General features: G+C 71.7%; 17 protein-coding genes and 1 pseudogene. 11 read left to right on the top strand and 7 right to left on the bottom strand.

Going from position 1 to position 21919, the window contains the following annotated elements; translation table 11 throughout:
• Positions 1 to 299 precede the first annotated feature (299 nt).
• On the top strand, positions 300 to 1208 hold the full coding sequence (locus tag AB0F62_RS03880; protein WP_361791823.1) for a LysR family transcriptional regulator: 909 nt from the start codon (positions 300 to 302) through the stop codon (positions 1206 to 1208).
• 18 nt (positions 1209 to 1226) lie between these two features.
• Here the strand turns inward: AB0F62_RS03880 and AB0F62_RS03875 are convergent, their stop codons facing one another.
• Positions 1227 to 1928 carry an SDR family oxidoreductase gene (locus AB0F62_RS03875; RefSeq protein WP_361791821.1) on the bottom strand — a complete coding sequence of 234 codons (702 nt, stop codon included), beginning with the start codon at positions 1926 to 1928 and terminating at the stop codon, positions 1227 to 1229.
• Between the two features lie 103 nt (positions 1929 to 2031).
• Here AB0F62_RS03875 and AB0F62_RS03870 point away from each other — a divergent pair, with 103 nt between their 5' ends.
• Positions 2032 to 2628, top strand: a complete 597-nt coding sequence (locus tag AB0F62_RS03870; RefSeq protein WP_361791819.1) for a TetR/AcrR family transcriptional regulator — start codon at positions 2032 to 2034, stop codon at positions 2626 to 2628.
• Between the two features lie 481 nt (positions 2629 to 3109).
• Complete coding sequence (locus AB0F62_RS03865; RefSeq protein ID WP_361791817.1) at positions 3110 to 5578, top strand: SpoIIE family protein phosphatase; 2469 nt, start codon at positions 3110 to 3112, stop codon at positions 5576 to 5578.
• A 177-nt stretch (positions 5579 to 5755) separates the two neighbouring features.
• Here AB0F62_RS03865 and AB0F62_RS03860 read toward each other — a convergent pair whose 3' ends face one another.
• Positions 5756 to 6802, bottom strand: a complete 1047-nt coding sequence (locus AB0F62_RS03860) for a LacI family DNA-binding transcriptional regulator (protein ID WP_361792031.1) — start codon at positions 6800 to 6802, stop codon at positions 5756 to 5758.
• Between the two features lie 386 nt (positions 6803 to 7188).
• On the opposite strand from AB0F62_RS03860, the gene AB0F62_RS03855 reads away from it, so the two are divergent.
• The 5 genes from AB0F62_RS03855 to AB0F62_RS03835 all read left to right on the top strand — a co-directional run bounded on the left by AB0F62_RS03855 (position 7189) and on the right by AB0F62_RS03835 (position 14808).
• The gene (locus AB0F62_RS03855) at positions 7189 to 8475 is read left to right on the top strand and encodes an extracellular solute-binding protein (protein ID WP_361791815.1); all 1287 of its coding nucleotides are present in this window, start codon (positions 7189 to 7191) and stop codon (positions 8473 to 8475) included.
• Between the two features lie 12 nt (positions 8476 to 8487).
• The gene (locus tag AB0F62_RS03850; protein ID WP_361791813.1) at positions 8488 to 9450 is read left to right on the top strand and encodes a sugar ABC transporter permease; all 963 of its coding nucleotides are present in this window, start codon (positions 8488 to 8490) and stop codon (positions 9448 to 9450) included.
• A gap of 68 nt (positions 9451 to 9518) precedes the next feature.
• Positions 9519 to 10364, top strand: a complete 846-nt coding sequence (locus tag AB0F62_RS03845) for a carbohydrate ABC transporter permease (protein WP_361792029.1) — start codon at positions 9519 to 9521, stop codon at positions 10362 to 10364.
• A gap of 100 nt (positions 10365 to 10464) precedes the next feature.
• Positions 10465 to 11721 (top strand): glycosyl hydrolase, encoded by a 1257-nt coding sequence (locus AB0F62_RS03840; protein WP_361791811.1) that lies wholly within the window; start codon positions 10465 to 10467, stop codon positions 11719 to 11721.
• Between the two features lie 60 nt (positions 11722 to 11781).
• Positions 11782 to 14808: a glycoside hydrolase family 38 C-terminal domain-containing protein gene (locus AB0F62_RS03835; RefSeq protein WP_361791809.1), complete on the top strand. Its 3027-nt coding sequence runs from the start codon at positions 11782 to 11784 to the stop codon at positions 14806 to 14808.
• 110 nt (positions 14809 to 14918) lie between these two features.
• Here AB0F62_RS03835 and katG read toward each other — a convergent pair whose 3' ends face one another.
• A complete protein-coding gene (gene katG / locus AB0F62_RS03830; RefSeq protein ID WP_361791807.1) occupies positions 14919 to 17150 on the bottom strand; it encodes a catalase/peroxidase HPI in 2232 nt (743 codons plus the stop codon).
• Between the two features lie 381 nt (positions 17151 to 17531).
• On the opposite strand from katG, the gene AB0F62_RS03825 reads away from it, so the two are divergent.
• The gene (locus AB0F62_RS03825; protein WP_361791805.1) at positions 17532 to 17942 is read left to right on the top strand and encodes a transcriptional repressor; all 411 of its coding nucleotides are present in this window, start codon (positions 17532 to 17534) and stop codon (positions 17940 to 17942) included.
• Between the two features lie 105 nt (positions 17943 to 18047).
• On the opposite strand, the pseudogene AB0F62_RS03820 reads toward AB0F62_RS03825, so the two are convergent.
• The 3 genes and pseudogenes from AB0F62_RS03820 to AB0F62_RS03810 form a co-directional block, all read right to left on the bottom strand.
• Positions 18048 to 18290: pseudogene (locus AB0F62_RS03820) on the bottom strand (acetylxylan esterase); the annotation flags it as partial.
• Positions 18271 to 18555: an acetylxylan esterase gene (locus AB0F62_RS03815; protein ID WP_361791803.1), complete on the bottom strand. Its 285-nt coding sequence runs from the start codon at positions 18553 to 18555 to the stop codon at positions 18271 to 18273. The gene AB0F62_RS03815 and the pseudogene AB0F62_RS03820, both read right to left, overlap by 20 nt.
• Positions 18542 to 18970: an acetylxylan esterase gene (locus AB0F62_RS03810; protein WP_361791801.1), complete on the bottom strand. Its 429-nt coding sequence runs from the start codon at positions 18968 to 18970 to the stop codon at positions 18542 to 18544. The genes AB0F62_RS03815 and AB0F62_RS03810 overlap by 14 nt, the downstream gene beginning before the upstream one ends.
• On the opposite strand from AB0F62_RS03810, the gene AB0F62_RS03805 reads away from it, so the two are divergent.
• A complete protein-coding gene (locus AB0F62_RS03805; protein ID WP_361791799.1) occupies positions 18969 to 19478 on the top strand; it encodes a hypothetical protein in 510 nt (169 codons plus the stop codon). The genes AB0F62_RS03810 and AB0F62_RS03805 overlap by 2 nt on opposite strands.
• A gap of 172 nt (positions 19479 to 19650) precedes the next feature.
• On the opposite strand, the gene AB0F62_RS03800 is transcribed toward AB0F62_RS03805, so the two are convergent.
• Entirely contained in the window at positions 19651 to 20637 is a 987-nt protein-coding gene (locus AB0F62_RS03800; RefSeq protein ID WP_361792027.1) for a LacI family DNA-binding transcriptional regulator, read from the bottom strand.
• An 86-nt stretch (positions 20638 to 20723) separates the two neighbouring features.
• Here AB0F62_RS03800 and AB0F62_RS03795 point away from each other — a divergent pair, with 86 nt between their 5' ends.
• Positions 20724 to 21731 carry an ROK family protein gene (locus AB0F62_RS03795; RefSeq protein WP_361791797.1) on the top strand — a complete coding sequence of 336 codons (1008 nt, stop codon included), beginning with the start codon at positions 20724 to 20726 and terminating at the stop codon, positions 21729 to 21731.
• Positions 21732 to 21919: the final 188 nt, after the last annotated feature.

The raw sequence follows: 21919 nt of genomic DNA, 5'->3' as shown, positions 1-21919 counted from the left end.
GAATCATCGAATTGCTGACAACGGTGTGACCGCTGTGGTCACACCGAAGTTCGGCCGGTCGCGCCGGCCGTGGAGAACGACCTCTGATATTCCGGCGGCGCAATAACGCGGTGTGATTCCCGGTGTTTCCGGTCCCGGGAAAGCGGCCCGGTTCATTCGGGTGCGCTGCCCGGGCCGGCGGCGAATCGGCCCGCTGTCGCGGCCGATCCGGTGCGAGCGCGGGTCCGCCCGCAGTGGGGCCGCCGAAGGCTCGATCGCGTACCGGGTCCCGGCCGGTGGATCAGGGTTAATGTGTTGAGGTGGAGATATTCCATTTGCGCTATTTTGTGGCGGTTGCCGAGGAGCTGAACTTCTCGGCCGCGGCCCGCCGGATGCACATGGCCACCTCGCCGCTGAGTCAGCGGATCAGAGACCTCGAGCGGGAGCTCGACGAGCGGCTCTTCGACCGCACCACCCACCACGTCACCCTCACACCGGCCGGCGAGGCGCTGCTGCCGATCGCGCGCGACGTACTGGAGCGGATCAACTCCATTCCCTGGCGGCTCCGCGAGGCGACCGGGCCGGTGCGCAGCACCATGTTCGTGGGGATCCCTCCCGGCGTGCACCCGAGGGTCCGCGGGCAGATCACCTCGCTCGCCGAACGCGTCGGCGAATGGTGCGAGCTCCTCACCTGGCCGGGCAGCTCCAAGGCCCTCGTCGCAGGCGTGTGCGAGAGCCGGCTCGCGCTCGCCCTGGCCCGGCTGCCGATCAGCGACCCCGTGCTGGACGTCCTGCCCGTCCTGTCGGAGCGTCTGGGAGCCGTGGTGCCGGCCGACCGGTTCGCCGGGAAGGACTCGGTGGCACTGGCCGACCTGACCGACCTTTCCTTTGTCATCTCCCCCAGAGAGATCAGGCCCACCTGTTTCGAGCTGCTCGACCGGGAAATGGCGGAACGCGGGGTCAGGAAACGCATCAAGCTCACCGACACCGGCTATGACGGAATCGCCGAAGTGGTTTCAGGCGGAATGGCCTTCTATTTCTCCATACTCAACTCGGAAAGCCCCATGCACGGCTACGCCATGGCGAACACCCTGGTTCTGCCGTTCGAGGATTTCGATCCCCTGCTGGAGACCGCCCTGATATGGCGGCGCGACCGGGCAGCCGCGGGCGACCTCGACAAACTCGTCGAAGCCGCCCGGGAGGTCTTCGCCGACCCGCTGCACGTCTGAGCCGCGCGGGCGCCCCGCTCAGCGGGCCGGCTGCGGGTACAGGGCGGCGGGGTCGGCTGCCAGGCCCATCTTGACCTGGCGGGAGCGCTCGTCGGCCAGCACTTCGTAAGCGTCGGACTCGATTCCGTCCAGGGCCTGCTCCGCGACGCTTTCGGGCGAGGCCTTCGGGGAGTCGACGTGCGCGGCCAGGTCGGTGTCGACGTAGCCGACGTGCAGCCCGGTCACGTTGATGCCGCGCGGCCTCAGCTCCAGGCGCAGCGAGTTGGTCTGGGACCACAGCGCGGCCTTCGAGGCGCTGTAGGAACCGGCGAGAGCGATCCAGGACAGCACGGAGTGCACGTTGAGCAGGTGGCCGCCGCCGTTGGCCTCGATGATCGGGACGAGGGCCCGGGTCATCCGCAACGGGCCGTAGAAGTTGGTCTCGAACTCGCGGCGGACGTCGTCCACCGGGGAGGTCAGGAACGACGCCCCGATGGACCCGCCGGCGTTGTTGACCAGGATGGTGACGTCCCGTGCCTGTTCCGCGACGGCGGCGACCGACGCGGGGTCGGTGACCTCCAGGGGCAGCGCGACCGCGTCTGGGTGGGTGATGGTTCGGGGGTCGCGGGCGGTGGCGTAGACCTTCGTGGCGCCCCGGGCGTACAGGGACTCCACCAGGGCCCTGCCGATGCCTCGGCTGCCCCCGGTGACGAGAACGGTCGAACCTGCGATTGCGGTCATGAGTCTGCTCCCAGCGTGACGGCCGACGGCGGAAACCGATCGGTTTTCTGTACCGTAAACCGATCGGTTTCGCCGCGGCAAGGGGAGGCGTAACCTGTGCCGTATGACCTCGACCGCAACCGCCTCGTCCGAGTCCGCGGGCACGACGACTCCCAGCCGCGAGCGGCTGCTCGACGCCGCGGCCGCGCTGTTCTACCGGGAAGGCGTGAACATCGGCGTCGAGGCGCTGTGCCGGGAGGCCGGAGTCTCCAAGCGGTCGATGTACCAGCTGTTCACCGGCAAGGACGACGTCCTGGCGGCCAGCCTGGACCGCGCGGGCTCCGGCTACCTGGCCCGGCTGCTGCCCGTCCCCGGGGCCGATCTGACGCCACGTGACCGCGTCACGTATGTCTTCGAACAGCTCGAGTCGCTGTCGGCGTCCCCGGACTATCTGGGCTGCCCCTTCCTGGCGACCGCGTTCGAACTCAAGGACCCCGTTCATCCCGCCAGGGTGGTGGCGCGACGCTACAAGGACGCGCTCACCGACTTCTTCCGCGAGGAGGCCCGCCGAGGCGACGCGCGCGATCCGGAGTTGCTGTCCCGCCAGCTCACCGTTGCCTTCGACGGATCCAGCTCCCGAGCCGTGGCCCAGGCCGAGTGCCTGGGCGGGCTGGCCGTGGCCACCGCCACGGCCATGATGGACGCGGCGGGAATGGCCTGAGGGCTGGGCGTTGCCCGTACGCTGCCGCGTGTCGAGGTGGGCCCGGCGGCGCGGCGTCGAGGCGGGACCGGACGCCGCGGACCTGTGCCGCCACCAACGCGGTCCGGCTTCGCGCGCGTGGACGGCGCGCACCGCGCGTTCGACAGTCTCCTGGTGCTCCGCCGAACCCCACCTGACCGCCAACCCCCAATGCGCCGGACCGATGCACGGTCGGCCTGAGGGGGCGTGATCTCTCGCCCCGTGGTGGTTCCGGCCCAAGCCGCTCCGGCGGACAGCGTCACTGTGCGCCCAGGGCCCGGTCGGCCCCCTTGTCGTTCGGAGGCCGACCGCGGGGGATGCCCGCCGGGCGCCCTTCCCGGGCTTCCGCCCGCATGCCGTCCGTGCCCGCCTCGTACCCGTCCGTGCGGCTTTCGCAGAGGTGTAAATTCGCTCCTGTACGCCCATATCGACCATGCCCAAGCCCTCTGGGGATGATGGCGCGATGACCAGGACCACGGTCGGCACCGTAGGAGTGACACTCGGTAGCCAGTTGCGTGCGTCCGACGTATCCGACACGGCGTTCGCGCTGCTCGACGAGCGGGGGACGGTGGTCGCGTGGACGCAGGCCGCCGAGCACCTTGTCGGATACCCGGCCGGCGAGGTGGTCGGCCGGTCCGCAGCAATGGTGCTGCCAAGCTTCGGCAGAGCGCCGACGACGTCGGCCTTCGTCGAGCAGTGCCGTGCCCGGAACGGCTGGTCGGGTGGGACGGAGGTCCGCCACCGGGACGGCCGCACGCTTGGCGTCGGCCTGCGCATCTCGTTGGTACGGGGGCGGTTCGGAGAGGTGCGGTGGCTCGCGTCCGTGACCGACATCGGTGTGCCGTCCGGGGACGCGGTGAACGTCTTGGTGCAGGGGGCGATTCTCGACCGCGCGCCGATCGGCGTCGTCGTCCGTGACCTGGGGTTGCGTTGCACCTGGGTGAACGACGCGATGGAGAGTCACGACGGCATCTCCCGTGACCGGCGGCTCGGCTGCGGGATCACCGACGCATGGCACAGCGTCGAAAGTGAGGCGGCAGAGGCGATGATGCGGCGGGTGCTGCGGAGCGGCAGCACCAAGGTCTACGCATACCGGACGTGGCTGCCGGCAGTTCGGGGTGAGGAGCGCCCGTACGCGGTGTCGTTCTCCTGCCTCCAGGGCGCCGACGGCAAAGCCACGGGGGTGTGCACCATCAGCGTCGACGTCGCCGAGAGCCAGCGGGAGCGCGGGCGCCTGGCCGTTCTCGGTGAGGCGGGCACACACCTGGGCAGCACCCTGGATGTGATGCAGACCGGTCAGGAACTGGCCGATCTGGCCGTGCCTCAGTTCGCCGACTACGTCGCCGTGGACGTGGAGCAGTCGGTCCTGTCCGGCGAGGGGCCGCCGGTCCACATCGGCTCGATCGGCGAGCGCCTCCCCGCTCTGATGCGTGCCGGTGTGGCCTCGATTCACCCAGGAGCGCCGGAGTCCGCGTGGGCGCGCGGTGAGCGGACACTCGTACCGCCCGACTCGCCCGTCGGCGAGGTCCTGCGTACCGGCGAGTCCCGTCTGGAACCGGAGGTGGACACCACTCCGGGCGGGTGGATCGACCAGTCGCCGGCACTGGCGCGGATGGTCCGTGAGCACGGCATACACTCCGCGATGGTCGTGGCCATTCGCGCGCGGCGCGTCCTGCTGGGCATGGCGGTGTTCATCCGCACCGAGAATCCGCTGCCCTTCCAGGCGACTGATCTGCTCCTGGCGGAAGAGCTCGTCAGCCGCGCCGCGGTGTCGTTGGACAAGGCCCGCCGGTACTGTCGCGAGCACACCGCGGCCCTCGCGCTCCAACGCAGTCTGCTCCCGCACCGTCTGCGCGGTGGCGCGGCCGTCGAGGCCGCCTCGCGCTACCAGCCCGCCGACATCGACAGGGGTGTCGGGGGCGACTGGTTCGACGTGATCCCGTTGTCCGGCGCCCGGGTGGCCCTCGTGGTCGGTGATGTGGTCGGACACGGCATCAACGCCGCGGCGGCCATGGGCGGACTCCGCAGCGCCGTACGCACGCTCGCCGACATGGAGTTGCCCCCCGGTGAACTGCTGTCCCGCCTCGACGACACGGTCCAGCGACTGGCGGAAGCGGACGTGGATGCCCCCGACCAGGGCGCCGCGGTGGTGGGAGCCACCTGTCTGTACGCCGTCTACGACCCGGTCACCCGGCAGTGCACCATGGCAACGGCCGGGCATCCCCCGCCCGCGATCGTCGACCCGCAAGGCAAGGTGACCTTCCCCGATCTTCCCACCGGGGTTCCGCTCGGCCTCGGGCTGGGCGGCCTCTTCGAGCCCACGGAGCTGGAACTGCCCGAGGGAACCCTCCTCGCCCTCTACACCGACGGCCTGATCGAGACCCGTGACCACGACATCGAGCACGGCATGCGGCGCCTGGCAGCCGCCCTCGCCCAACCGCGGCTGTCCCTGGAGGAGCTCTGCACTCGCGCGATGGCACCCGTGAAGGGCCAGGCGGCCTGCGACGACACCAGCCTGCTCCTGGTCCGCACCCGCTCGCTCAGCCCGGCCCAGGTCGCCTCCTGGATCCTGCCCGGTGACGGCACCGTCGTCGACCGCGCCCAGGACCTCGCCGCCAGTCAACTGGCAGCATGGGGTCAGGAAGCTCTCGATGACTCCGTGAAGTTGATCGTCAGCGAACTGGTCGCCAACGCCATGTGCCACAGCGACGGCCCGATTCGCCTGCGCCTGATCCGGCACGAGGTCCTGACCGTCGAAGTCTCCGATGCCGGTGCTCGCCCCCCGTGTGTGCGCGGCGCACGCTCCGTCGATGAACACGGCCGCGGACTCGCCACGGTCACTCGGCTGTCCCGCAGATGCGGCACCCGCCCGGCGAGGGACGGCAAGGTCCTGTGGGCCGAAGCAGAGCTCGCCGGCACATCCGGCCGCTGATCGGCTGTTCCTCGTCCCGCCGGGGAAGAGCGACGTGGATGCCCCGTGCCATCGTCCCAACATCCGTCCCACGCAGCGCCGTGCACAAGGGCGTTCGCCACGTCAGCCCTGGCTGGTGACCCGCGAAGGCGCCAGGGGAGCCGGAGGGGCGCCCGGGTCCGACCGGGCGCCATGGCGTCAGTTCGCGGACGGCTCCTCGGGCAGGATGCCGGACAGCGCGGAGGCGGTACTGCCGCGCTCGATGAGCCGGGGCAGCGGCAGGCTCACCATGCGGGCCCCGCCACCGTCGAGGAGGACGATCAGTTCCTCGGCCGCGATCCGGCCGAAAGCCACCGCGTCGCGGGACAGCGCGGTCAGCCACGGCTGGACCAGGCGGCACACCGCCGAGTCCTCCCAGGAGACGATGGAGACGTCGCCCGGCACATCGCGGCCCAGTCCGAGCGCCGCCCCCAAACCCGCCGCCGCCATCACGTCGTTGTCGTAGATGATCGCCGTCGGGGGATCGGGCTCCTGCAGCACCCGGCGGGTGACGGAGGCGCCCTCGGTGTCGGAGTAGTCCGTCACCACGGATTGTGCGGCCGTCAGCCCCTGGCGTTCCGCCTCCGCCCTGAGCGAATCCATGCGGCGCGCGGTGTGGGCCAGGGTGGGCAGGCCGGCGACATGGGCGATGCGCCGGTGGCCGAGGGCGTGCAAGCGGCCGATGACGGCGGCCATGGCCTGAGTGTCCTCGACCCGCACCTGCGACAGGCGGCGATGGGTGCGGGAGTCGGAATCGGACAGGGCGCCGATCACCACGCCGGGCAGGCCGAGTTCGTCGAGCAGGACCGGGCGCGGATCGTCGGTGCGCGGATCGGCCACCAGTACGCCGTCCACGCGATGCTCGGCCCACCAGCGGCGGTAGACCGCGCACTCGGCCTCGATGTCCTCCACCACCTGCAGCAGCAGGCCCAGATGACGCCGGGCCAGCACCTCCTGGATGCCCGACACCAGTTGCAGGAAGAAGGAGTCGACGCCCAACGTCTCGGCGGGGCGGGCCAGTACCAGGCCCACGGTCGCCGCTCCTTCGCCGGACAGGGCCCGTGCCGCGGCGCTGGGCCGCCAGCCGAGCTGCTCGGCGACGCGCCGCACGCGGTCGCGCGTGACCTCGGAGACGCCGGGACGGCCGTTGAGCGCGAACGAAGCGGCGCTCTCGGACACCCCGGCCCGCTGGGCGATGTCCTTCATGGTGGGACGGCGGCGTCCGGTCGTACGGCTGGGCCCCGATGCCTCGGCCGCCCCCCTGTCCTGCTGCTCCTCTGCCACCTGGAGTGGCCCCTTTCCCTGCGTGTGAGCACACATCGTACGGCCCCGCGCGTGCTGTGTCGGCCCGTAGTCCCCGGTGGGAACTAATGCGCTTCAGTAGACCTACCCTAAAGCGCATTAGTTGAGACGTGAGATGCCCATGATCATGCCGTTGACCTGGGAGTATGCGGTGATCTGCAAGGATGTTCAGAGAATTCGTTGACTTTCCCCCCGGCGGCTGGAATGGTCTCCTCCATCGCGCGCACCCGGCCGGTCCGGCCCCGGGTCGTTCATCAGCACGCAAGGTCCGAGCAAAGGAGCCGTCCACCGTGCGTTCCTCCTACAAGGCGGTAGCCGCCGCCGTCGTCGCCGCCGCGACGTTGTCCCTCTCCGCCTGCGGGGGCGGCGGGGCAGATGTGTCCTCCGACTCGTCGGGCAAGGTGACGGGCACCATCACCTTCCAGACCTGGAACCTGAAGGCCAACTTCGCGGGCTACTTCAACGGTGTCATCGCCGACTTCGAGAAGAAGTACCCCGGCACCCACGTCAAGTGGGTCGACCAGCCGGCCGACGGCTACGCGGAGAAGCTCAGCGCCGACGCGTCCGGCGGGACCCTCCCCGACGTCGTCAACGTCACCCCCGACCTGCTGGCCCCTCTCGCCAAGGCCGGCCTCGCGCTGGACCTCGACAAGGACGCCGCGAAGTACAAGTCGGAGTACCTGCCCGGTGCCTGGTCCGCCGACGCCATCCCGGGCCTGGAGGGCACCTACGCCTTCCCGTGGTACCTCAACACCGGCCCGCTGTTCTACAACAAGGCGCTGTTCAAGAAGGCCGGGCTGGATCCGGAGAAGCCGCCGAAGACCTACGACGAGCTGTTCACCGACGCCCTCGCCATCTCCAAGAACAGCAAGGGCAAGGTGGCCACCCTGTCCAACGTGCCCACCATCGAGGACTTCGGCCGCTACGGGGCCCAGCTGGTCAACAAGGACGGCACCGCGTTCACCTTCAACGACGCCAAGGGCGTCGAACTGCTCACGCAGTACAAGAAGCTGTACGACGCGCACGCACTGGACCCGCAGGCCCTGACCGCCACCCCCGAATCGGCCGGCCACAAGTTCCTCACCGGCGCGGTCGCCATGAACCCCGGCAGCGCGCTGGACCTGAAGAACTTCAAGACGCAGGCGCCGACGCTCTACAAGAACATCGGGATCACCGACCAGATCACCAGCACGGGCAAGGTCAACGTCTACGTGCAGAGCATGATGGTGAACTCCAAGGCCAAGCAGAAGGCCGCCGCCATCGCCTTCGCCCACTTCGTCACCGACAACACGCGGCAGATGGAGTTCGCCAAGCAGGTCGCGATCTTCCCGAGCACGGCGGGGGCCCTGAAGGACCCGTACTTCACGAAGGAGGACGGCACGGACGAGACGCGGGTGCGGATCGCGGCGGCCAAGTCCCTCGCCAACGCCGTGAACTACACCCCGGTGCAGTTCAGCGACCAGATGAAGACCGCCCTCGGCAACCAGGTCGCCAAGGCGCTGCAGGGCAAGGAGAGCCCCAAGGAAGCGCTTGACAACGCTGTCAAGGAAGCCAACCAGCTCCTCGCCCAGAGCTGACCGGGATACGCCATGACGTCCTCGACCGCCCCTGGCACGATCGCCGGCGGTCCGCGGGCCGCGGCCGTCCGGAGCTCCGGCTCCGGACGGCCGCATCCCCGCGGGATCCGCCGCCACCGCTGGTGGAGCCCGTGGCTGTTCGCCGCGCCGGGCCTGATCGTGGTGTGCGCGTTCAGCCTCTGGCCGTTCTGCAGCACCTTGTACAACTCGCTGACCGACCGCCGGACGCTCGTCGGCGGCAGCTACGTCGGGTTCGAGAACTACCGGGCCCTGCTCCACGACGACGCGTTCTGGATCGGGCTGCGCAACAGCTCCCTGTACGTGGCGGGCGTGGTCCCGGCGCTGGTCGTCCTGCCGCTGCTGCTGGCCCTGCTCGTACAGCGGCGCATCCCCGGCATCGCCTTCTTCCGCGCCGCCTTCTACACGCCCGTCGTCGCCTCGGTGGTCGTGGTCGGCCTGATCTGGGTGTGGCTGCTCGACGACCGCGGCCTGCTCAACTCCATCGTCACGGCGGTGGGTGGAAGCCCGATCAACTTCCTGGGCGAGCAGTGGACCCTGCTGCTGAGCGCCATGGCCCTGACCATCTGGAAGGGCCTGGGCTACTACATGATCATCTACCTGGCGGCGCTCGCCGACGTCCCGCGCGAACTGCACGAGGCGGCCGCGGTCGACGGCGCGGGAGCCCTGCGCCGGTTCTTCACCGTCACCGTACCGGCCGTCCGTTCCACCATGGTGCTGGTCGCGGCGCTGTCCGCGGTCTCCGCCTTCAAGGTCTTCACCGAGGTGTACGTCCTCGCCGGGCCGAACGGCGGCCCCGCGGGCGAGGACACCACGCTGGTGATGCTCGTCCAGCGCACCGGCACCGGACTGACCGGGCGGGTCGGGTACTCCTCGGCCATCTCCGTCGTCATCTTCGTGGTCGTGGTCGCGCTGATGCTGCTGACCCTGCGCGCCGACCGGAAGGAGGACGCGTGACCATCGCCACCGACACCCCCACCGCTCCCGCCACCAAACCGGTCGGCGGCCGCCGGCCGCGGCGCGGAGTGCTGGACGCCGACGGCCGCCGCGTGCGGATCCCCGAACTCGTCCTGCGCTACCTGCTGCTGCTCGCCGTCCTCGCCATCACCATCGGGCCGTTCCTGTGGCAGCTGTCGACCTCGCTGAAGGGCCCGCACGAGGACATCTTCAGCACGCCGCCCTCGTTCCTGCCGCAGCAGCCCACGCTGCACAACTTCGGGCGCGTCTCCGACACCATCCCGGTGTGGGACTACGCGCTCAACTCGCTCACTGTGGCGGTGTCCAGCGTCGTCACCAACTGCGTCGGCGCGGCGCTGGCGGGTTACGCCCTGGCCCGGCTGCAGCACCGCGGCCGGCGCGCGCTCCTCCTGGCGTTCGTGCTGGCGATGCTGGTGCCCGTGGAGGGCCTGATCATCGCCCAGTTCACCTTCGTACGCGACCTCGGCCTGAACAACACCCTGATCGGCGTGCTGCTCCCCGGCTCCGTCGGCGCGCTGAACGTGCTGCTGATGCGCAACGCGTTCCGCAACCTGCCCGACGAGGTGGAGGAGGCCGCGTACATGGACGGCGCCAACGTCTGGCAGCGCTTCTGGCGGATCGCCCTGCCGTCCGCGCGGGGCACCCTGGCCGTCGTGGCGATCTTCGCCTTCATGGGCGCCTGGGACGACTTCCTGTGGCCCCTGGTGGTGCTGAGCGACCCCTCGAAGTACACCCTGACGGTCGGTCTGAACTACCTGCACGGCACCTTCGCCAACGACGAGCGCCTGGTGGCCGCCGGGACCATCATCGCGGTGGCCCCCCTGATCGTGCTCTTCGGCGCCCTGCAGCGGTACTTCTTCCGCGGCGTCGGGGAGGGAGCCGTCAAGGGCTGACCGTACGGCCCCACCCCGCCGTCACGCACACCGGCACCGTCCCATCCGACTGCTCCGCCCCGGCGGAGCGGGCCCCACAAGAGTCAGGACACCCGTTCCGATGCCCGTTCAAGGACCGCGCTTCGGCGTCAACTACACCCCCAGCCAGGGGTGGTTCCACCACTGGCTCGACTTCGACCTCGATTCGGTGCGCAGGGACCTCGACGCCATCGCGGACCTGGGTCTGGACCACGTCCGGGTCTTCCCGCTGTGGCCGGTCTTCCAGCCCAACCGCTCGCTGATCCGGCCCCGGGCCGTCGAGCAGCTCGTCGCCCTCGCCGAGGCCGCCGGCGAGCGCGGGCTCGACGTCAACGTGGACGGACTGCAGGGGCACCTGTCCAGCTTCGACTTCCTGCCCTCGTGGACCCAGACCTGGCACCGGCGCAACATCTTCACCGACCCCGAGGTCGTCGCCGGCCAGACCGCCTACCTGAGCACGCTGGCCGCGGCCCTGGACAGCCTGCCCAACTTCATCGGCATGACCATCGGCAACGAGATCAACCAGTTCTCCGGGCCGCCCCATCCGGACCCCGACCCGCTCACCCCGGCCCAGGCCGCCGCCTGGCTGCGGACCGTGCTCGCCGCATGCGAGGACGCCGCCCCCGGCAGGCAGCACCTGCACGCCGCCTACGACGCCGCCTGGTACCTGGACGGGCACCCCTTCACCCCCGCGCACGCGGCGAACCTGGGGGCGATGACCGCCGTGCACTCGTGGGTCTTCAACGGCACGGCCCAGCGGCACGGCCGCACCGGAACGGCCACCGAACATCACGCCGCCTACCTCATCGAGCTGTCCAAGGCCTGGGCCGGCGACCCGCACCGCCCCGTCTGGCTCCAGGAGGTCGGCGCGCCCGCGCCCCTGATCCCGGCCGAGCACGCCGCGGACTTCACCGAGGTCACCGTCGCGAACGCCCTGGACTGCGAGGACGTGTGGGGCATCACCTGGTGGTGCTCGCACGACGTCTCCCGGGACCTCGCCGACTTCCCCGAACTCGAGTACTCCCTCGGCCTGCTGACCACGGAGGGGAAGGTCAAGCCGGCCGGCGAGGCCATCCGGGGGATCGTGGGGGAGCGCCGCGGCGAACCGCACCGGCCACCGGCGCCCCGTACCACCGCGGTCGCCGTCGACGTCGGCGACGACGAGACGGCCCCGGACCGCTCCGTGTGCGCGCCCGGGGGCGCGTTCTACGAGGCGTTCGTCCGGCTCACCGCCGACGGTGTCCGCCCCGCCGCGGTGCTCGCCTCCCGCGCCGACGACGCCGCCCACCTCGCCGCACGCGGCATCACCGAGGTCGTCCGGCCAGACCAGGTGCGCTGACCCGCGGCCCGCCCCCCGCACCGTCCACCCCTTCCGCCCCACCCGCACAGGAGCCACCCCATGCACGACGACCGCAAGCTGGTCGAGGCCCGCCTCAAGCGCGTCCTCGAAGAACGCATCCGGCCCGCCCTCTACCCGGAGTCGACACCGCTCGAGGTCGCCGTCTGGACCGCCCCGGGAGAGCCGGTACCGGTCACCGAGGGCCTGACCGCCCCCGCCGAGCCGATCGCCGTCGGCGACCGCTGGGGCGCCCCCTGGGGCACCAGCTGGTTCCGTGTCTCCGGCACGGTGCCCGAGGCGTGGGCCGGGCGGACCGTCGAGGCGATCCTGGACCTCGGCTTCGACGAGAACATGCCCGGTTTCCAGTGCGAGGGCCTGGTCTACCTGCCCGACGGCAGCCCGGTGAAGGGCCTCAACCCCCGCAACCAGTGGGTGCGGATCGCCGCCCCGGCCACCGGCGGTGAGAAGGTGCTGCTCCACATCGAGGCGGCCTCCAACCCGGTCCTGCTCGACTACCACCCCTTCCTGCCGACGCAGCTCGGCGACAAGGACACCGCCGGCGACGACCCCCAGTACACCCTGACCCGCATGGACCTGGCCGTTCTCGACGAGACCGTCTGGGAGCTGGTGCAGGACCTGGAGGTGCTCGGCGAACTCATGGTCGAGCTCCCCGAGGACTCCGACCGCCGCCACGACATCCTGCGTGCCGTCAGCCGCGCCCTGGACGCCATCGACCTGCAGGACGTCAACAGCACCGCGGCCGCCGCCCGCGAGCGGCTGGCCGGCGTCCTCGCCGTACCCGCCCGGCCCACCGCGCACCGCATCAGCGCCGTCGGGCACGCGCACATCGACTCCGCCTGGCTGTGGCCCCTGCGCGAGACCGTGCGGAAGGTCGCCCGCACGACGTCCAACATGACCGCCCTGCTCGAGGACGAGGGCGACTTCATCTACACCATGTCCCAGGCCCAGCAGTACGCCTGGATCAAGGAGCACCGCCCCGAGGTCTACGCGAAGGTCAAGAAGGCCGTCGCGGAGGGGCGGTTCGTGCCGGCGGGCGGCATGTGGGTGGAGTCCGACACCAACATGCCCGGCTCCGAGGCGATGGCCCGGCAGTTCGTGCTCGGCAAGCGCTTCTTCCTCGAGGAGTTCGGCATCGAGAACGAGGAGGCGTGGCTGCCCGACACCTTCGGCTTCGCCGCCGGCCTGCCCCAGATCATCAAGGCCGCCGGGTCCAAGTGGCTGCTCACCCAGAAGATCTCCTGGAGCACCATCAACAAGTTCCCGCACCACACCTTCACCTGGGAAGGCATCGACGGCACGCGGATCTTCACCCACTTCCCGCCCGTCGACACCTACAACTGCTCGATGAAGGGCAGCGAGATCGCGCACGCCGCGCGGAACTTCAAGGAGAAGGGCAGGGCCCGGCACTCCCTCGCTCCGACCGGCTGGGGCGACGGAGGCGGCGGCACCACCCGCGAGATGATCGCCAAGGCCGCGCGGCTGCGCGACCTCGACGGGTCGGCGACGGTCCAGTGGGAGACCCCCCGCGAGTTCTTCACCAAGGCCGAGGCCGAGTACCCCGACCCGCCGGTGTGGGTGGGCGAGCTCTACCTCGAACTGCACCGTGCCACGCTGACCAGCCAGGCCCAGACCAAGCAGGGCAACCGGCGCAGCGAACACCTGCTGCGCGAGGCCGAACTGTGGGCGGCCGGCGCCGCGGTGCGGACCGGGTTCCCCTACCCCTACGAGCAGTTGGACCGGCTCTGGAAGACGGTGCTGCTGCACCAGTTCCACGACATCCTGCCCGGCTCGTCGATCGCCTGGGTGCACCGCGAGGCCCGCGCCACGTATGCCGCCGTCGCCGAGGAACTGCTCGGCATCATCGATGCCGCGCAGCGTGCCCTCGCGGGCCCGGCCACGGGCGGCGAACTGGTCTTCAACGCCGCGCCGCACACCCGGGACGGCGTGCCCGCCGGCGGCGCCGCCCCGGTGGCCCCGGCCGCGGTCACGGCACCGCTGCCCCGGGACGGCGGCGGATTCGTCCTCGACAACGGCCTGCTGCGGGTGGAGATCGACGGACGCGGCCTGGTCGTCTCCGCGTTCGACCTCGGCGCACGCCGGGAGGCCGTGGCCCCGGGAACGGCGGCCAACCTGCTGCAGCTCCACCCCGACTTCCCCAACCAGTGGGATGCCTGGGACGTCGACGAGTTCTACCGCAACACCGTCACCGACCTGACCGACCTGGACGAGCTGGCCCCGGTCGGTGACGGCACCGCGTCGGTACGCGTGGTGCGCCGCTTCGGTTCCTCAGCGGTCACCCAGGTGCTGTCCCTGGCCCCGGGCGCCAAGCGCCTCGACATCGACACGGAGGTGGACTGGCACGAGACGGAGAAGTTCCTGAAGGCGGCCTTCCCGCTGGACGTGCACGCCGAGAGGTACGCCTCCGAGACCCAGTTCGGGCACGTCTTCCGGTCCACCCACACCAACACCAGCTGGGACGCGGCCAAGTTCGAGGCGTGCAACCACCGCTTCGTGCACGTCGAGGAGCCGGGCTGGGGAGTCGCCCTGGTCAACGACTCCACCTACGGGCACGACGTGACGCGCACCGTGCGCAACGAGGACGGCGGGACCACGACCACCGTGCGGGTCTCGCTGCTGCGCGCGCCGCGCTTCCCCGACCCGGAGACCGACCAGGGCGTGCACCGCTTCCGCCACGCCCTGGCGCCCGGGGCCTCGATCGGCGACGCCGTCGCCGAGGGGTACGGCATCAACCTGCCCGAGCGCCGCGTGCCGGGCAGCGCGGCGGTCGAGCCGCTGGTCACCGTGGACAACGACGCGGTGGTCGTGAGCGCGGTCAAGCTCGCGGACGACGAGAGCGGCGATGTGATCGTCCGGGTGTACGAGTCGCGAGGCGGGCGGGCGACCGCACGGGTGCGGCCGGACTTCACGGCGGCCGACGTCACCGCGACCGACCTGCTGGAGCGGCCGCTGGCCGGCGAGGGCGGTCCGAAGCTGCTAGACGGCGCCGTGGAACTCGCACTGCGGCCCTTCCAGCTGGTGACGCTGCGGCTGACGCGCAGCAGCTGACCACGTGGACGGGGGGGGGCGCGGGGGCGGCGCCCGCGCCCCCCCCCCGGCCACCCCCCCCGCCCGCCCCGCCCCGCGGGGGGCCGCCCCCACGTCCTGAGGGCGGAGGATCAGACGAGGTCGAACCGGTCGAGGTCCATGACCTTGGTCCACGCCGCGGCGAAGTCCTGCGCGAACTTCGCCTTCGCGTCGTCGCTCGCGTAGACCTCCGCGAGCGCGCGCAGCTCGGAGTTGGAGCCGAAGACCAGGTCGGCACGGGTGCCGGTCCACTTGACCTCGCCGGTGGCGTTGTCACGGCCCTCGAAGGTCGCCTGGTCCTCGGAGGTCGCCTTCCACGTCGTGCCCAGGTCGAGCAGGTTGACGAAGAAGTCGTTGGTCAGCGAGCCGGGCGTCGCGGTGAAGGCACCGTGCGACGACTGCCCGTGGTTCGCACCCAGGACACGGAGACCGCCGACGAGGACCGTCATCTCGGGGGCGCTGAGGGTGAGCAGGTTCGCCCGGTCGAGCAGCAGGTACTCCGCCGGCAGGCGGTTGCCCTTGCCGAGGTAGTTGCGGAACCCGTCGGCGGCCGGCTCGAGCGCGGCGAAGGACTCCACGTCCGTCTGGTCCTGCGCGGCGTCCACACGGCCCGGCGTGAAGGACACCTCGACGGGGTGACCGCCGTCCGCGGCGGCCTTCTCGACGGCGGCGGAACCGGCCAGCACGATCAGGTCGGCCAGCGAGATCCGCTTGTCGCCGGACTGCGCCGCGTTGAAGGACTCCTGGATGCCCTCCAGGGTGCGCAGCACCACGGCGAGCTCGTCGGGCTCGTTGACCTCCCAGCCGCGCTGCGGCTCCAGGCGCAGACGCGCGCCGTTGGCGCCACCGCGCTTGTCGCTGCCGCGGAAGGACGAGGCCGACGCCCACGCGGTGGAGACCAGCTGCGACACGGTGAGCCCCGAGGCGAGGACCTGCTCCTTGAGGGCGGCGGCGTCGGCGGAGTCGACGAGCCCGTGCGTCCGCGCGGGCAGCGGGTCCTGCCACAGCAGGGTCTCGGACGGGACCTCGGAGCCGAGGTAGCGCACGACCGGGCCCATGTCGCGGTGGGTCAGCTTGAACCACGCGCGGGCGAAGGCGTCCGCGAACTCGTCCGGGTTCTCCAGGAAGCGGCGCGAGATCTGCTCGTAGACCGGGTCGAACCGGAGCGAGAGGTCCGTGGTCAGCATCGTCGGGGCGTGGCTCTTCGAGGAGTCGTGCGCGTCGGGGATGGTGCCCGCGCCGGCACCGTCCTTCGCCACCCACTGGTTGGCGCCGGCCGGGCTGGCCGTCAGCTCCCACTCGTAGCGGAAGAGGTTCTCGAAGAAGCCCATGCCCCACTGGGTCGGGGTGCTGGTCCAGGTGACCTCGAGACCGCTGGTGATCGCGTCGGCGCCCTTGCCGGTGCCGTAGCTGTTCCGCCAGCCGAGGCCCTGCTCCTCCATCGAGGCGGCCTCGGGGTCGGCACCGACGTGGTCCGCCGGGCCCGCGCCGTGGGTCTTGCCGAAGGTGTGCCCGCCGGCGATGAGGGCGACGGTCTCCTCGTCGTTCATCGCCATCCGGCGGAACGTCTCACGGATGTCGCGGGCCGCGGCGATCGGGTCCGGGTTGCCGTTGGGGCCCTCGGGGTTGACGTAGATCAGGCCCATCTGGACCGCGCCGAGGGGGCTCTCCAGCTGGCGGTCGCCGCTGTAGCGCTCGTCGCCGAGCCAGGTGGACTCGGGGCCCCAGTAGACGTCCTCCTCCGGCTCCCAGACGTCCTCGCGGCCGCCGGCGAAGCCGAAGGTCTTGAAGCCCATCGACTCCAGGGAGACATTGCCGGTGAGGATCATGAGGTCGGCCCACGACAGGCTCTGGCCGTACTTCTTCTTCACCGGCCACAGCAGGCGGCGGGCTTTGTCGAGGTTGCCGTTGTCCGGCCAGCTGTTGAGGGGGGCGAAACGCTGCTGGCCGGCCCCGGCGCCGCCGCGGCCGTCGCTGATGCGGTAGGTGCCCGCGCTGTGCCACGCCATGCGGATCATGAACGGGCCGTAGTGCCCGAAGTCCGCCGGCCACCAGTCCTGGGAGGTCGTCAGGACCTCGAGGATGTCCCGCTTCACGGCCGCGAGGTCGAGGGACTTGAACGCCTCGGCGTAGTCGAAGTCCTCACCGAGCGGGTTCGCCACCGCGGGGTTCTTGGCGAGGATCTTCAGGTTCAGCCGCTCCGGCCACCACTGCCGGTTTCCACCGCCCTGGGTCGGGTGCGGGGCCCGCCCGTGCGCGACAGGGCAGCCACCCGCTCCCTCCGACTTGGCGTCTGTGACGATTGCTTCGTGGTTCTCAGACATGGGAATCCTTCCGGACCTGGCGGATCACGGTGCTCAGGACTGCGGGCGGTCGGGCGCGTTCGGGCGGGGTCCGCTGTGGTGCGCGCGCGGAGAGCCTCACCGGCGGCATGGCGGGGAGCGGCGCTCCGGGACCCGCTGCGGCAACGCGACGCGGGCGCCCGTCACCCCAGGCGGCACCGCGCGGATGCTCGGCGGTGGTCCCGTCACGTCTCTCTCTTCTGCCGTACTGGAGGCTCCCTGACCCTTGGCTTGCGCCGGAACCGATCCTACGATGGACGCAGTCCAAGTCAAGAAGAGCGTCAATTCCATAGGCAATCAGAACCCGGACGCATCCACGGGTTGATTCCGGATGTCCCACCGAGCCCGAACAGGTGAACAGACATGAGCGACCTGCTGGAGCGACTGCGAGGGCGCGGCTGGCGCATGACGTCCCAGCGGCGCGTCGTCGCCCAGGTCCTCGACGGCGACCATGTGCACCTCACGGCCGACGAGGTGCACGCCCGCGCGGCACGGCTGCTGCCCGAGATCTCCCGGGCCACCGTCTACAACACCCTGGGCGAACTGGTCTCCCTCGGCGAGGTCATAGAGGTCTCCACCGACGGCCGCGCCAAGCGCTACGACCCCAACGCGCACCACCCGCACCAGCACCTGGTGTGCTCAAGGTGCGGCACCGTCCGCGACGTGCACCCGGCGGGCGATCCGCTGGCCGACCTCCCGGCGGAGGAGCGGTTCGGCTTCACCGTCTCCGCGGTCGAGGTCACCTACCGCGGACTGTGCCCGTCCTGCGCCTGAGCGGGCCGCCCGGCGGAGCGGCGGCCACCGGCCCGCCTCCGGGGTCATGTCCTTCCGCCCCGCGTAGCGGTTGTACGCCGCGAACACCGTCGACAGCGGGTAGACGGGGTCCATCAGGCCCACGCTGAACAGCGCAGGCGCCGTGGCGCGCACGGCGAAGTGGACGCGATCGAGGGCGCCGAGGGTGCCGAACAGCCGCTCCGGGCCGATGCGCAGGTGCACCCCGAGGTACCGGGGCCGGCTCGGGATGGGGCCCCTCGTCCGCGGTCTCCGCGTCCCGCGGTAGTGGCAGAGGAACGGCACGTCGACCAGGCCCGCCGCGACCGCGTCACCGGCGAGCCGGGCCACCGCGAGGGCGAGTCCGCCGCCCCTGGCCGCCGCCGGAGACGACGACCCGGCCCGCGTCGACGGCCGGGTGCGCGCGCAGCGCGTCCAGGGCGCGCACGCAGTCGGTCGTCAGACGGCGGTAGTAGCGGTGGTGGCGCTCGGGGTCGTCCACGCCGCGGGTCATGAACCCGCCGACGTACTGCGGGCCCGGCACGGGGTCCGGGTCGGGCGTGTCGTGGCCCTGGCCGCGGGAGTCGACGACGAGGTGCGCGTTACCCGGCGGCACTCCAAAGCAGTTGCTCGTGGTGCTGCCCGCGCCCGCCGTCGTAGCCGACGCAGGTGACCACCCCGGGCAGGGGAACGGCCGCCCCGCGGGGCAGTGACAGCCAGGTGACGGTCGGCTGACCGCCCCAGCCGGGGGAGCGGACGTCGAGGACGTCGACCGCAGCGAGCGGCGAGTCGACCGGGCGGTATTCCGCGGGCTCCGTGCCCGCCTCGCGGTCGGCGGTCGGCGGTCGGCGTCCTGGTCCAGAAGGCGTCGAAGTCCCCGGGCTCGGGGATCTGCGTGGCGGAGCGCCGCGATTGGTCGAGCTGCAGGTCGGTGGGTGGTATGCCCGGTAACGAATGGTTTCGCGGCTCGGGGTGCCAACGGCGTTCGATCGCCTGCCCGTTGTCCGTCCGTCATGGGAAGGTGTCGCCATGGAGGAGATCCGCGGCCGCGGTCGGGCGGACCTGGAGGAACCGTCGCCCCGCTCACCGAGGACGCGCGCGATGCTCGGGGCGGGGGCCGTCATCCTGCTCGCCGGGCTCGCGTCGGGACCGGGAAGTGCCGTGCCGGTGAGGGCGGTTCCGCTGAGCCGCGCGGCCGTGGAGGCGGAGCTCGACGCCGCGGCGGAGCAGGCCGGCGTACACAGGGCGGAGAACACGGCGGTCGGGTTGGTCGCCACCGCCGACAAGGAGTCCGACGTGCCGAGCGAGGCGTGCACCATCGCCTGGGCGGCTGCCGAGAACGACGGCGCACGGGAGTACGCCGCCGTGGCCGTGGCCCTGGGCGAGCGCGGTTGGAGGACGCTGCGCCGGGGGGAAGGCCCTGACGGCGAGCATGCCGACCTCGGCAAGGGCGGCTGGACGGTCACGGTCTCGTACGACCCCGGCGAGACGGCGTCCTTCTCCTCGCTGACCCTCATCGCCACGGCGCACGCCTGCTGACCCGCTTCGGCGGCGTGTCCCGGCCCTGACGCCGGGATTCAGCGTGGGCGCCGTCCCCTTCCGCACCGCGCGCAGTGCGCCGGGGCGGGCCCCGGCGCACGCGGTCCGGCGATCCGCCGCCCCGCCGGCGGGCCGGGTGGAGGGACGGCCGTCCTGACCGTGTGCCGCGCCGCTACGGCACCGGCGGCAGTTCGCCCGAGCCGCGCGGGATGAGGCGGCAGGGGAGTTCGACCCGCTTGGGCGCGCCGGCGGCGCCGTCGAGCCGCTGGAAGAGCAGTCCGGCCGCCGTACGGCCGAGCTGCCCGGGGTCCTGGGCGACGACGGTGACCGCGGGACGGAGCAGGTCGGCGAGTTCGAAGTCGTCGAAACCGACGAGCGCCACCACGCTGGGCCGGTCGGCGAGGACCCGGACCGCGGTCACGGTGATCCGGTTGTTGCCGGCGAACAGGGCGGTGACCGGCTCCGGGCCGCTCAGCATGGACTCGACGGCGGCGCGGACCCGGCCGGGGTCCGTGGGGCCGCAGGAGACCCAGCTGTCGTGCACGGCGAGGCCGGCGGCGTCCATGGCCTCCCGGTAGCCCCGCAGACGTTCGGCCGCGGTGTGGATGCGGGGGAGGTCGCCGATGAAGCCGATGCGCCGGTGCCCGCCCGCGATCAGATGGGCGACACCCTCGCGGGTGCCCCCGGCGTTGTCGCTGAGCACCACGTCGGCGTCGATCCCGCCCGCGGGGCGGTCGACGAAGACGGTGGCGACGCCGGCCGCGATCTCCGGCTCGAGGTAGCGGTGGTCCTCGCTGGCGGGCACGATGACCAGCCCGTCGACGCGGCGGGCGCAGAAGGCGAGCACGAGCTCCTGTTCGCGGTCGGCGTCCTCGGCGCTCGATCCGGTGAACAGCAGCGTCGAGTGCGCGCGGGCCAGGTCCTCGACGGCGCGGCTGAGTGGTGAGTAGAAGGGGTCGGCGAGGTCCTCCAGGACCAGCCCGATGCTTGCCGTACGGCCCTTGCGGAGGAGCCGCGCGCTGTCGTTGCGGCGGAAGCCGAGTGCCTCGATGGCGGCCTGGACGCGGGAGATCGTGTCCTCGGTGACGCCCGGTTCCTCGTTGACGACACGCGATACCGTCTTCAGGCCGACACCGGCCCGGGCCGCGACATCCTTCATGGTGGGACGGGCGGTGCGCGGAATATCGGTCACGCCGTGATCCTATGGGCTGGACAACGTTGTCAACAAAGGGCGACACTACGCCCATGCCGTTCGAGAGCTCTGCCGAGTCCATCGTCCCGCCGTCGGGTGCCGCCGGGCCGGGTCCGCTGATCGCCGCCGTGGACATCGGCGGCACGAAGATCGCGGGCGCCCTGATCGACGCCCGCGGAGAGTTGCTCGTACGTGTACAGCGCCCGACGGCCGCCGATCGGGACGCCGTGACGGTGATGGGAGCGCTCTCCGAGGTGCTGGCCGGACTGCGGGAGTCCGAGGGGTGGCCGCGGGTCGTCGCCGTGGGCATCGGCAGCGCCGGGCCGATCGACGCCTCGCGCGGCACGGTCAGCCCGGTCAACATCGCCGGCTGGCGGGACTTCCCGGTGGTGGCCCAGGTGGGCGAGCGTGTCGGCGGGCTTCCCGTCGTGCTGACCGGCGACGGCATGGCGATCACGGCGGCCGAGCACTGGCAGGGCGCCGCTCGCGGACACGACAACGCGCTGTGCATGGTGGTGTCGACGGGCGTCGGCGGCGGCCTCGTCCTCGGCGGGAAACTGCACCCCGGCCCGACGGGCAACGCCGGGCACATCGGCCACATCAGCGTCGACCTGGACGGGGATGTGTGCCCGTGCGGCAGCCGCGGCTGTGTCGAGCGCCTGGCCAGCGGCCCGAACATCGTCCGGCGCGCCCTCGAGGCCGGCTGGCGTCCGGCCCACGGCGAGGAGTCCGACGCGGCCGCCGTCGCCCGTGCCGCACGCGACGGCGACGCCCTCGCCCTCGCCTCGTACGACCGCGCGGCGCAGGCCCTGGCCGCGGGCATCGCCGCGACGGCCACCCTGGTGGAGATCGACGTCGCGGTGATCGGCGGCGGTGTCGCGGGGGCTGGCCCGTTGCTCTTCGACCCGCTCCGTGCGCACATGCGCAGATACGCCACGCTGTCCTTCGCGTCCGGGGTGAAGATCGTTCCCGCCGTGCTCGGTACCGACGCCGGCCTGGTCGGCGCGGCGGCGGCCGCGGCGCAGGCACTGCGGCTGGAGGCCTTCTCGACCGGGGGGTAGCCACGGTCGAGGCGCCGGCGGCCCGCTGATCGGCGACGGGGATGCGGCCGCACCGCGGCGTGCGGTGTTTCCCGCCGCTCCGGGATCGGGCCCGCTTTCGCCGTGCGTGCCGGCGGAAAAGAGCCCGATGTCACCCGGTCGGGCGAACGGCGCCCCCCATCACCCGGAGGCGCCGGTCGCGGCGGGCA

The sequence above is a fragment of the Streptomyces sp. NPDC026673 genome, assembly GCF_040638135.1.
Taxonomy (GTDB): domain Bacteria; phylum Actinomycetota; class Actinomycetes; order Streptomycetales; family Streptomycetaceae; genus Actinacidiphila.
The sequence above is the reverse complement of the archived record's forward strand: the minus strand, read 5'-3'. Positions and strand labels throughout refer to the sequence as shown.